This window comes from Pantoea sp. ME81, assembly GCF_903970985.1.
Taxonomy (GTDB): domain Bacteria; phylum Pseudomonadota; class Gammaproteobacteria; order Enterobacterales; family Enterobacteriaceae; genus Pantoea; species Pantoea communis.
In genome coordinates this window covers 1-11,538 of record NZ_CAJCKS010000154.1, presented here as the reverse complement: position 1 = coordinate 11,538, position 11,538 = coordinate 1, and the positions used below count along the sequence as shown (strand labels likewise).

At 56.3% G+C, this 11,538-nt stretch carries 14 protein-coding genes; 1 reads left to right on the top strand and 13 read right to left on the bottom strand.

Annotation, left to right across the window (positions count from 1 at the left end; all coding sequences use genetic code 11):
• From H7A81_RS21445 to mdcA, 8 genes are all read right to left on the bottom strand, one after another.
• The coding region (locus H7A81_RS21445) for an ACP S-malonyltransferase (protein WP_182058665.1) at window positions 1–568 on the bottom strand (568 nt) is incomplete at its 3' end.
• Window positions 565–1,173 carry a malonate decarboxylase holo-ACP synthase gene (locus H7A81_RS21440; RefSeq protein ID WP_182058664.1) on the bottom strand — a complete coding sequence of 203 codons (609 nt, stop codon included), beginning with the start codon at window positions 1,171–1,173 and terminating at the stop codon, window positions 565–567. The genes H7A81_RS21445 and H7A81_RS21440, both read right to left, overlap by 4 nt.
• Window positions 1,174–1,175: 2 nt before the next feature.
• Complete coding sequence (locus H7A81_RS21435; protein ID WP_166932595.1) at window positions 1,176–2,135, bottom strand: AEC family transporter; 960 nt, start codon at window positions 2,133–2,135, stop codon at window positions 1,176–1,178.
• A gap of 140 nt (window positions 2,136–2,275) precedes the next feature.
• Window positions 2,276–3,076 carry a biotin-independent malonate decarboxylase subunit gamma gene (gene mdcE, locus H7A81_RS21430; RefSeq protein WP_182058663.1) on the bottom strand — a complete coding sequence of 267 codons (801 nt, stop codon included), beginning with the start codon at window positions 3,074–3,076 and terminating at the stop codon, window positions 2,276–2,278.
• On the bottom strand, window positions 3,073–3,909 hold the full coding sequence (locus H7A81_RS21425) for a biotin-independent malonate decarboxylase subunit beta (RefSeq protein WP_182058662.1): 837 nt from the start codon (window positions 3,907–3,909) through the stop codon (window positions 3,073–3,075). Before H7A81_RS21425 ends, mdcE begins: the two co-directional genes overlap by 4 nt.
• On the bottom strand, window positions 3,902–4,201 hold the full coding sequence (gene mdcC / locus H7A81_RS21420; protein WP_160834100.1) for a malonate decarboxylase acyl carrier protein: 300 nt from the start codon (window positions 4,199–4,201) through the stop codon (window positions 3,902–3,904). Before mdcC ends, H7A81_RS21425 begins: the two co-directional genes overlap by 8 nt.
• Window positions 4,202–4,214: 13 nt before the next feature.
• Window positions 4,215–5,066 carry a triphosphoribosyl-dephospho-CoA synthase gene (locus H7A81_RS21415; protein ID WP_182058661.1) on the bottom strand — a complete coding sequence of 284 codons (852 nt, stop codon included), beginning with the start codon at window positions 5,064–5,066 and terminating at the stop codon, window positions 4,215–4,217.
• Window positions 5,066–6,721 (bottom strand): malonate decarboxylase subunit alpha, encoded by a 1,656-nt coding sequence (gene mdcA, locus H7A81_RS21410; RefSeq protein ID WP_182058660.1) that lies wholly within the window; start codon window positions 6,719–6,721, stop codon window positions 5,066–5,068. The genes H7A81_RS21415 and mdcA overlap by 1 nt, the downstream gene beginning before the upstream one ends.
• 364 nt (window positions 6,722–7,085) lie before the next feature.
• Here mdcA and H7A81_RS21405 point away from each other — a divergent pair, with 364 nt between their 5' ends.
• Window positions 7,086–7,703: a Fic family protein gene (locus tag H7A81_RS21405; RefSeq protein WP_166932585.1), complete on the top strand. Its 618-nt coding sequence runs from the start codon at window positions 7,086–7,088 to the stop codon at window positions 7,701–7,703.
• On the opposite strand, the gene H7A81_RS21400 is transcribed toward H7A81_RS21405, so the two are convergent.
• The 5 genes from H7A81_RS21400 to H7A81_RS21380 form a co-directional block, all read right to left on the bottom strand.
• Window positions 7,700–7,867, bottom strand: a complete 168-nt coding sequence (locus H7A81_RS21400; protein ID WP_166932583.1) for a hypothetical protein — start codon at window positions 7,865–7,867, stop codon at window positions 7,700–7,702. The two genes, H7A81_RS21405 and H7A81_RS21400, sit on opposite strands and share 4 nt — an antisense overlap.
• A gap of 170 nt (window positions 7,868–8,037) precedes the next feature.
• Window positions 8,038–9,351 (bottom strand): MFS transporter, encoded by a 1,314-nt coding sequence (locus H7A81_RS21395; protein ID WP_182058659.1) that lies wholly within the window; start codon window positions 9,349–9,351, stop codon window positions 8,038–8,040.
• Complete coding sequence (locus H7A81_RS21390; protein WP_182058658.1) at window positions 9,344–9,979, bottom strand: DUF4286 family protein; 636 nt, start codon at window positions 9,977–9,979, stop codon at window positions 9,344–9,346. The genes H7A81_RS21395 and H7A81_RS21390 overlap by 8 nt, the downstream gene beginning before the upstream one ends.
• Window positions 9,979–11,322 (bottom strand): amidase, encoded by a 1,344-nt coding sequence (locus H7A81_RS21385; protein WP_182058657.1) that lies wholly within the window; start codon window positions 11,320–11,322, stop codon window positions 9,979–9,981. Before H7A81_RS21385 ends, H7A81_RS21390 begins: the two co-directional genes overlap by 1 nt.
• Before the next feature lie 11 nt (window positions 11,323–11,333).
• The coding region (locus tag H7A81_RS21380; protein ID WP_182058656.1) for a DUF2848 family protein at window positions 11,334–11,538 on the bottom strand (205 nt) is incomplete at its 5' end.

Below are 11,538 nucleotides of genomic sequence, written 5' to 3'. Positions count from 1 at the left end.
GTAGCGCGCAATGTGAAGGCACGCTGATCGCCAGCCGCTGCGCTCGCTGTGCCCCTTGCGCCAGCGCCCGCTGCGCCACTGCGGCCATGGCACTATCGCTTCCCGCAATCACAATCTGTGTTTCGGCATTAATGTTGGCAATGAAACTGTTTTGTCCATCTACCAGCGCTTCAACTTGCGCCAGCGTCATCCCACTGATAGCCGTCAAACCATAGCCCTGCGGATACGCCTGCTCCATGAGTTCACCGCGCAGCGCCACAAGGTGCAGAGCATCGGCAAAATCTATAACCCCTGCGATCACCGCCGCAGGATACGCACCAATCGACAGGCCACACACCATATCGGGCCGTAATCCGCGGGATATCAGCTGGCGTGCCGCCGACACGCCCGCAATCAGCAGCGCCAGTTGTACCGCGCGCGTATGTTGCAGTGCGACGGGGGAATCGAGTTGCATCAACTCCTCCCCCAGCACCTCATGCGCCACTTGCCAGGTCTCATCGCGCGCCAGCGACTGCAGCATGCCAGGCCGTTGCGTGCCCTGCCCCGGAAAAGTGAACAGCGTTTTCATTTTATGTCCTCCGTCCAGGGAAGCGTTGTCAGGCGTGGACCGCGTGCGGTTTTCAGCAATACGCGCCCCTCGCGCAGCCACTCATTAAGCGCGAAGGCACCCACCGGCGTTTCCACCTGGGTATCAGCCCGACAGGGCAAACGTGACACTTGTTGCTGCCAGGCCGTCACCTCCTCCGCCTGCAACGGCTGCGGTGCGCGAATTAACAGGTCGAGATCGCTCGAGGCATGCAGCACCGGCAATCCGGTCGCTAAGGCAAATCCCGTGCTGCCGGTCACGCCCCACGACCATGACCAGCGCTGCTGATGAAGTTGAATCAATGCCTCAACCGTGGGTAATGCGCGAAACACAGAATCGCTTGCATGCGCCAGTAGCCCCTCCGGTGTATCAATCCGCAGCACATCCTGCTCCCGCACCCATCCCGCCGCCCGTTGATGGCGTGCACTGCCACGCACGCCAATCGGAATGCGATCCTGCCGCATCACATCACGCCGCACCACGACCGGCTGCTGAGCGTTCCACTGTTGCGCCACCCAGCTTTCCTTAATGTGGAGCAGCGTGGTATCAGCGTGCAGCAAGAGCAGATCGTGTGGGCGGATATTCATGATTACATTCCTGAAGTTAGGCTAATAAACAGCGGCAGTGACACAATCGACAGCAGCGAACTCAGCAACAGTACCGCTTCGGCATCCGGTGACTGCACACCAAAGCGATTACCAAATACCACACCAAAGAAACCGGCTGACAGCGCAATCATCAGAATCGCGGTGATCGCGACGGTGCCGTGCAAACCAAACAACATCACAATGCCCCACGCCAGTAACGGTTGGATCAGCAGTTTGGTCACTGTCGAGCTGATCACCATGCTGTTGATTTTCAGCTGACGTGCCGAGAGGATCACCCCGGTCAGGAACAGTGCGGCGGCGGTGGCAGCCAGACCGAGCGGTTTGATCGCGGCCAGCACCAAATCCGGCATTTTGATGCCAATGGCTGACAGCACCACGCCCAATAGCGGTCCCAGTACAATCGGTTTTTTCACCGAACGCCACATCAACACCGGCAGCATCGCCAGCGTTGAACGCTGTGTTTCCCCGGCGGTGCGCGCTTTTTCACGCTCCAGAATCAGCAGGCAGAACGGTGTCATCAGTACCGACCCGCAGGCAATAGAAACCGCAACGGACAGTGAGGTTGCTGAGCCCTCGCCCACTACGCTGCCGAGAATCGGTAAACCCAGCGCCGCATAGTTAGGCAGCGCCACGGTCAGCGTCAGCACCGCCGCATCCTGTGGCGATTTCTTGAAAATCTTCGTGGCAACAAAATAGAGCACCGCATAGGCGATCCACATCGCTAACGTCAGCACCACAATCAGCGGCATCTGCGCTACGATCCCGCTCCACGGCGTTTGCACCGTGGCGCTGAACAACGCGGCGGGCAGCGCAAAATCCATCACAAAAATATTCAGTAAAGAGACGTTCTTGTTATCAACCATTTTGGCTTTGCCGGCCCAGAATCCGAGCAACATGATAATGAAGATCGGAGCCAGAGCATGCAGAATCACGTAAGTCATAAATCACCTGTTTGTTATTAAAAGAGTGAGTACTGACGCGATGGTGTTAAATTTATCAGTTGCCGCAGAGGCCGGACGCCGCGTGCGTCCGGCATACTGACAGCCGGCAGGTTGATTTAATGCTTTTTATTATTAGGGTATTACCAACTGGCGCGCAGACGTTCGCGCACCAGTGCCGAGCTTTGACGATTCGGTGCCGCCAGGCGCGAACCTCGACCCGGCACACGGCGCGTATCGTCAATCGCTTCCGCCAGTGTGGCTCTAACGCGCGTGACCTCTTCGGCCGTCGGCGCATCCGGATGGGTGATGTCCAGCAGAGAAGACAACAGGCCGAGCGTGGCGTAATTACCGATGTCATAGGCCATCGGCGGTACGCTGGCAGCAAGTTTCTCCAGCGCTTCCACGGTGCGCAGGGTGATACGCGCCGCCGAGTCTTTGCCCATGGCGTGCACCTGCACGGCCGGGTCGTTAAACGCGATCAGTCGATTGGCCTGATAACCGTGCGCCAGAAACGCGCCGGACATTGCCTTACCCACGATCAGCCCAATCACTGGATGCCCGGCCAGACGCGCTTGTGCATAAGCACCCGCAGCGCCCGCCAGGGCCTGATGAATACCAAAGCCCTCTTCACGGCGGCCATAAGCCTGACTTGGCACATCAATCACCGCAATGATGGGTCGCTTCACTGCGTTTGCGGCGTCTTCCGCAATGGTCTCTTGCACCACTTTTGCCAGCGTCCAGCCTTCCAGCAAACCGACTTCGCCTTGCGCAGCGCGTGGATAGCGATTGTGCGCATCCGGAACGACAGCAATGAAACGAGCGGTTTCGCCATTAAGTTCGGCATCCGCGACCTGCACGGACGGGCAAAGCCCAGTGTGGCGGGCAGCGCCGCCGGTTAACTGGCTGAGCCACAGCTCACCCCGACTGTTTTGTGCGCTCATGATTTCACCTCCGGGGTAAAGACCTGATGAATGGTGGCTGTGCTGGCCTGTTGAGCGGTATCGAAATGGCTTAAACGCTCAAGATAAAATGCATAGTTTTCGCTGCGATGCTGTGCCGGAACCCCTTGCGCCAACGCTGCATCCACTGCCGTTTTCACCGCCTGGACACCGTCTGACACCAGCGCATCGACCAGCCCGCTTTGATAGCGAATCTCGCCACCAGTCATGCTCCAGATAAACGGACGATCGCGCGAGTCATACTCATCAATGCCCGCTTCCTGCTCAATCACCTGCGGGCCATTGAGTCCCAGACGTGCTTCACGCGTCACAATCAAGTGACTGCACAGCGCGGCGGCGATCGACATCCCGCCGAAGCAGCCGACGGTTCCGGCAACAATGCCGATCACCGGCGTGTACTGACGCAGATCGACAATCGCGGCGTGGATATCGGCAATCGCCGCCAGCCCCAAATTGGCTTCCTGCAAGCGCACACCGCCGGTTTCCAGACACAATATGGCCTGGGTTGGAATGCCGTTGCGATTGTCTTCAGCCGCCAACTCCAGCGCACCGGCCATTTTTGCGCCGGAGACTTCCCCCATGCTGCCGCCCTGGAAGGTGCCTTCAATGGCAATTACCACGGTGGGATTGCCGTTAAGCGTGCCTTTCATCACCACCATGCCGTCATCGGCCTGCGGCACAATGCCCTGTTTCTCCAACCAGGGAGACATCACACCTTCGAACGGATCGAGCAGTTCGCGCGCACTGCCGCTGTCCAGCAATGCCAGCGCACGCTGACGGGCGCGTAATTCGATAAAGCTGCTGTCATCACGCATGGTTCACTTCCTCAAACACCTGTTCGATACGAATACGCGCAACGCCCGGCGTGGCACCAAAATCGTGGATCACCAGTTGGCCCGCCGGTAGCTCAGTCAGTTCCGCCAGGCGGCTGAACAACGCGTCCCAACGCGCTTTGCTGTTATCCACCGAGGTGGTGATCGCCACGCTGAGCAAAGCGCTGTTATCCGCGCGGTACAGCACTTCCATATCACCCGATCCCACTACGCCCGCCAGTGCATTTCCGCTAAGCGTGCGACGTGCCGGGTAAGACAACGTTATCTTTTCCATAGCAACCTCTTAATCAATGAGTGGCGATGCTGACGCGATCGATAAACAGCGTGGCGGCAAGTAAATCAGCCGCGCCGCCGGGAGACGCATTCAGCGCCAGCATCGCGCTATCCAGTTGTTGTAAAGCCTGACGACCCGCTATGTGCGCAGTGCCACCCGCCTGTAACACCGCGTGCGCACCACGTTGTAAGGTCAGCAAACCGTTCATGCCTGAGCGGTTGAGCACGCAGGTGTCACTGAGCGAGGTCAGAATCGCCATCAGCGCATCAAGCCGCGCCTCGGTTTCGTTGGCTCCAGATTCACGGCTGCGCCATAACTGCGGCAATGCCAGCTGCGTGATATGCGGAAAGCCCTGTTGCGCTTCTTCACGTGCGCCCGGCACCTGAAAGCGATGCACGGCACGTAACCCTTTACTGAAGGTTTTGGGTGCGTGGCGATCCGGTAAACAAGCCAGTTCAGCGGCACGAGTGCAGAGTTGATCGCTGCTTGCCTCACCGCCGCGCATCGCCGCCGCGCTGACCAGCAAACCCAATGCCCAGATGGCGCCACGATGGGTATTCACCCCGTGGGTGGCGGTCATCATCTGGCGTTCCCCTTCGCGGCCCAGACGGCCAACGGTTTCGCGCAGTGCGATATCCGCTGGACGCTGCCAGCACTGTTGCGCCAGCGCATAAAAGGTCGGGGTCAGGCTGCGGGCAGAACGCTCCATCAGCGCCAGCGAGAGATCCTGATGTGCACCGCTGCCGCGACGATCCACCAGCCCCGGCTTGGGCGTCAGGTTCACTTCTTCGATCAGGCAATCGGTGGCGTGCTGTGCCAGTTGATGCAGGTGGCTTTCAACCGATTGCGGCGCAAGTCGTTTCATTACCAGCTCCGGAATTTTGCCGGTGGGTTGTAAAGGCCATCAGACCATTCGACCAGGTCGGCCACGCTACCGGCCGCCAGCAGCGAACGCGTGGCATCAGATCGGCGAATGCCGAGATCTTCCGGGAACACCACTTTGCCGCTGCGACGCAGTTCAGCGACGCGTTTGGCATCGACCCCCAGACCGATATCGGTAATTCCGGCCACCGCCGCCACCATCGCCCGACGCTCTTCGAGATCCTGCGCGCGATAGAGATAGGCAATGCCCTCTTCCGTCAATACGTGCGTCACGTCATCGCCGTAGATCATCACGGGTGCCAGCGGCATCCCGGCGTTTTTCGCCACTTCAATGGCATCGAGTTTCTCTACGAAAGTCGGCTTCACGCCGGCCTGGAAGGTTTCCACCATCTGCACCACCAGCTTGCGGCCGCGTTCCATGGCATCTTCGCCATTTTTCATTGCCAGCCAGGCGGCAGTTGCATGGCGACGACCGTGCGGATCGTGGCCCATATTTGGCGCACCACCGAAGCCAGAAAGGCGACCGCGCGTAACCGTTGAGGAATTTGCCAGGCCATCGATTTGCAGCGTTGAGCCGATAAACATATCGACGGCATACTGACCTGCCAGCTGGCACATGGCGCGGTTAGAGCGCATCGAACCATCGGCCCCGGTGAAAAAGATATCCGGGCGCGCGCGGATGTACTCTTCCATCCCCAGCTCACCACCGAAGCAGTGCACACTCTCGACCCAGCCGCTTTCGATGGCGGGAATTAAGGTGGGGTGCGGGTTCAGCGTCCAGTGTTTACAGATTTTGCCTTTCAGACCGAGTTGCTCACCGTAGGTTGGCAACAGCAATTCGATGGCGGCGGTATTGAAACCAATGCCGTGATTGAGCGATTGCACCTGATGTTCGGCGTAGATGCCTTTTATCGCCATCATCGCCATCAGGATGTGTTCCTGTTTGATCAGACGCGGGTCGCGGGTAAACAGCGGTTCGATAAAGAAGGGTTTGTCAGCCACCACCACATAATCGATCCACGAACCGGGAATATCCACGCGCGGCAGATCGCACTCGTCATCCACCAGTTCGTTAACCTGAGCAATCACAATCCCGTCGTGGAAGGCTGCGGCTTCGACCAACGCTGGCGTGTCTTCGGTGCTCGCCCCGGTGTAGAGGTTGCCTTTACGGTCAGCTTTGTATCCGGCGATCAGCGCGACATTCGGTGCGAGGTCTACGTAGAGGCGAGAGTAGAGTTCGATGTAGGTATGAATCGCACCGATTTCCAGCTGAGCATCTTCCAGCAGCTGCGAAATGCGCAGACTTTGCGTGCCGGAGAAGGAGAAATCGAGCTTACGGGCGATGCCTTTTTCGAAGATGTCGAGGTGTTCACTGCGGCCCACGCTCGGCATGATCATATGAAGGTGGTGCACTTTTTGCGGATTGACCTCGGCCAGCATACGCGAGAGGAAATCGGCTTGTTTTTGGTTATTGCCTTCCAGTACGACGCGGTCGCCCGGCGAGACTAACTTTTCCAGCATCTCCACCATCTGATCGGTGGGTAATACTTTGCCCTGCACCGGCAACGACGCCTGTCGCCGTTGTTTCTCGGTACGGCGCGTATTCCACACCCGCGCCGTTTGTTGTCCTGATGACATGACTAACCTCCTGAATGAGCGAATCGCTTGATTACGTCAACGCAGGAAAGTGTGGTCTTAAGCGGTGATGGCATCAATCAACCTGAAAGTGGGATCGTTAGCCTGAGAGTAATGATTGAGATGACAGAAATTTGCGGTTGGTCAACGATTGGTGGGAATATGTGTGAGTGTGCAAAATTTGACTGCGATGATATGCATATTCATGCATATGTAATTAAACATTAATATTCAAAGAGTGATCACAAAAATTGAAGAAAAGCTCATTCTTACACCATAACAGTAATGCGCTGATTTAAAGGTTATTGTTGCATTATTTCCCGGAGGTTATGATTACCTCACACCTTAACTTATTTCGAGCTAAATCATGAATCGATACAACGTTTCAAGTAGTGAGGGTAAGTATGAGAATGAGTCTTGCGAGCAGGTTCTTCAAAATAAACTTGGGATCACTAATGCTGAAGAAATGGATGGTGCCGAGCTGGTTTTGTTAGAGCAGCTCTATCGCTCAGTTTTCGAAGAACAATTTCCTATGAAACACATTGATGTGGCGATGATTAAATCCTGGCATCACCGTTGGTTAGGCAACATTTACGCATGGGCTGGACAAGAGAGGACAGTAAACATTAGCAAAGGCGGCTTTATGTTTGCGCCTTCCGCTCAATTGCCAAAACTGCTGAACGATTTCGATTCGAAGTATCTTTCAAAATACACGCCTTGCTCAATCATGAGCGAAGAACAACTCATCGAAGCAATTGCAATTACGCATGTCGAGCTAATATTGATCCATCCATTTAGAGAAGGTAATGGACGATTATCACGACTTTTAGCCGATGTGATGGCAGTTCAGGCTGGTTATAAGACCTTGAATTATCAAAGCTGGGAATGTAATAAAGCCCAATACATTTCAGCTATACATTCAGGTATGTCACTGAATTACGAGCCAATGCAGCATTGGGTATGGGAGGCATTGAGAAGCCACTAAGCCAGGCGAAGATGTGCGAATTTCTTTCGAGCGGCTTCAAGTGAGGCTTCAATTTTAGCTGATGGCTGCCCTGTTTCCACCGCCGTTGACGTTGCGACAGAGCGGGTAATGTCCGCACGAGATGGCTTTGCATAGGTGGCCTGCTCATTTCTGTTATTACTCATTTAGCCCTCTCCGTTTTGCGATTACCTTTCGGATATAACTTCATATTCTATCAAGCTTTAAAAATAACATCACATTTTTTCGATTCTGTTTCAAAAGGCCTATAAGAGCAAAATCGGCAGAATTTTAATGCCAGATGTATCGCGCCGCGGTAACGGCGCGATTGTTTAAATTACAACGGCTTATGCGCCGTCTCTTTTGCCTTCCACAAGGCAAACAGCGTAATCAGCAGCGCCAGCGTAACGTACAGCGACACCCACAGCGTACTGCCCATTTCTTTATAGAGCGTGGTGATGATCAACGGCGCAAATCCGCCGCCAACAATACCTGCCAGCGTGTAGGCCAGTGATGACCCGGCATAGCGAACGTGGCTGGGAAACTGCTCAGTGACGAACGCGGCCTGTGGGCCATACATGATCGCATGGATCAGCAGACCACCTATCACCGCCAGCACAATCAGCACCGGCTGCGTGCTGTCCAGGAGCAAGAAGAACACGAACGACCAGATGATCGCCAACACTGCGCCGGTGATGTAAACCGGGCGGCGTCCCCATTTATCAGATAGCGCGCCAAACATCGGGACGGTGATCGCATTCCCTATTGCGCCCAACATCGTGGCCATTAATGCCAGCGGGCGTGGCAGCTGTAATACGGTGGTGACGTACGTCAGGGTAAATACCACCACCAGCGCGTAGAGCACATCGGAACCGATACGCGATCCCCCCGCAATCAGCAGCTGTTTCGGATAGTTGACGAACACTTCTTTCAGTGGCGTATGCGTCGTTTTTTCCGCAGCCTGCATCGCGACAAAGGTCGGTGTCTCTTCCACACCACGACGCAGCCACAATCCAAATAGCACCAGCAGCAGACTCAGCAGGAACGGAATGCGCCAGCCCCATGCCTGGAACTGATCGGCGCTGATCATCACCGTCACCAGGGTGATAAACCCGGTGCCAATCAATGTGCCGCAGGAAGGCCCCACCTGTGCAAAAGATGCATTACGCCCACGTTTATCAGCATCACCGTGCTCCATCGACAGTAAAACGGCACCCGCCCATTCACCGCCCAGCGCAATGCCCTGCACAAAACGCAGCGCGACCAACAGCACCGGACTCCAGATGCCCCACACCGCATAGCCTGGCAGCAAGCCCATTAAGGCGGTGGTGACGCCCATGATCACCAGCGTGATGATCAACACGGCTTTGCGCCCTGCGACATCCCCCAGATGACCAAACACAAAACCGCCCAGCGGACGTGAAATGTAACCTACCGCATAGGTCGAAAATGCCAGAATGGTGCCAACCAGCGGATCAAAACTGGGGAAGAACACATGGTTAAACACCAAGGCTGCCATGATGTTGTAAACGGTGAAGTCGTACCATTCCAGCGCTGTGCCGATGGAACTGGCAGCGGCCAGGCGCCCGGTTTTCGACGCCGTGCGCTTATCACGCACCGTCTGCTGCAATGAAGAGTCTGTATTAGCCATGTGCCAACTCCTGTTTGGTTAACTGCCAGCTAAAGGCATAGCGTTGAACATCGCCGGTCATCAATTCCGCCGCGTGTGCGGCCAGTTGGTCACAGCTTGATGCGTCACTGCAGTGAATCAGTAGCATCGGTAGCATCTGCCGCTGTCCTTTACTCTCCATCGGCAACGGAGAACTGAGCACCACATCCGGGGTCAGTAGACTGGAGGCAACATAGCCCGGGGTATGGCTAATTTGCTGCTGCCACGCAGTCAACACGCTGGCATCCAGCGCTTTCAGCGTCACCACCGCCAGATGGCTGCCGGTCCCTTTGCCATGCTTATGGGTGATCGCGCTGACCCGACGCATGGGATTAACCATCTTTTGCAGATTTTTCACTGACCATTCGGTCTGGCGCGTGAAGGCCGCGTGATAATCCGCACTGGTAAAGGCTTCCAGCGCCTCGGTTTCATACAGGCCAAGATATTTGCGCTCGGCATGGATAGCCTGATAGCGCGTTCCGCTTAAGAAGCCACGAATCGCGACACGCTCTTCTACATGTTCATGGTCATACCATTGGTTGAAGTCCGCTTCGTCTTCCGCGCCAATGTTAGTGGCGACAAACAGCATGCCGTGGGATTGAGTCATCATCAGGATCTCCAGTTGAGGGCAGTTTCCACGGCGAGCGACCAGCTGATTAAGCGGGCGTCATCACCATGAACAGAAGCAAGGCTTAGGCCAACCGGCGCACTACCGGTTTGATGGCAGGGTAAAGAGAGTGCACAGCCGTCCAGCATGTTGATTACGCTGGTGTTACGCAGCATCAGCGCGTTGACCTCCATGTACTGCTGCGCATCCTCCAGAGAAGCGAGGGTCGGTGCGATACGCGGAACGGTGGGCATGAGTAAGGCGTCAAAGTCTGCCAGCGCGCTATTAATGCGGTGCTGCCACGCTTTGCGCTGTTGATGAAGTTCACTGGCATCTTGCTCCGTCAGCAAACTGCCGCGCTGCACACGCACTAACACTTGAGGATCGTAAGCTTCGGGTTGCGCCAGTGCGGATTGTTGATGCCACTGCCATGCCTCGTAAGCAGTAATGCCGCCACGCGCATTCATAATGTTCAACTCATCCAGCTCTTCAAGCGGCAGTGCAATGAGGGTGGCCCCCGCCTGTTCCAGCACCGCGATAGCGTGCTTCCAGGCCAGCGCAACGTCTTCGTCGAGTCCCTCCAGCACGCGGGTCTGCGGGATAGCGAAACGAGCACTGCGTAACTCCACCTGCTGGAGTTCAAGCGGCTGTTCCGCGATGACACTGTCCAGCAGCCAGCAGCTGCGCACGTCATGGGCAATCACGCCGATGCTGTCGAGCGAGGCAGAGAGCGGTAACGTACCCACCTGGTTGATGCGATTCGCGGTGGGTTTAAAGCCGGTCAAGCCGCATAGCGCAGCAGGAATGCGCACCGAACCACCCGTGTCAGTGCCGATAGCGCCCAGGCACATGCCGTCTGCCACGGCGACAGCCGCACCAGAAGAAGAACCACCCGGAATGCGTTTGTCTTCGCGACGCCACGGATTGGCCGGCGTGCCGTAATGCGGATTGATGCCCAACCCGGAAAAGGCAAATTCGGTCATGTTGGTTTTACCGACAATCGCCGCCCCTGCGTGATGTAAGCGATCGACTACATGGGCATTCGCTGCCGCCGGTTCTGCATTCAGGAGCAAATGTGAACCCGCCGTGGTTGGCTCGCTTTGCACATCAAACAGATCTTTGATGCTGACAGGCAGCCCATCAATAGCACTGAGGGCTTGCTGGGTTTGCCAGCGTGCACTCGCTGCTGTTGACTGTTGAGCGGCCTGGGTGGCATAGCGGGTGGTGAAAACAAGATCCCCCTCTTTTAACGGATCCTGCGCTGCGCGCAGTGCCGATTGAGTGAAAACCTCAGGAGACGCGTTGCCGGCCTGAAGCTGCTGACTTGCTTGCCAGAGTGTGGTCATTAGCATGCTCCTTAAGCGACCACTGGCAGCGCGCCAGTGCAGTAAGCGTGTTCCAGCGTGCGGTTCAATTGGGGATCGTGCAGCGCCATGCGGAATTCACTGGAGGGACGAATACCGCCAATCGCACCCAGCGCGCCGCAGGACATCGCCAATCCTTCTTTAGCCGGGCTGTCGTTCAGATAGCGGGACAGCAGATCTTGTGGTGTCAGTAATGAG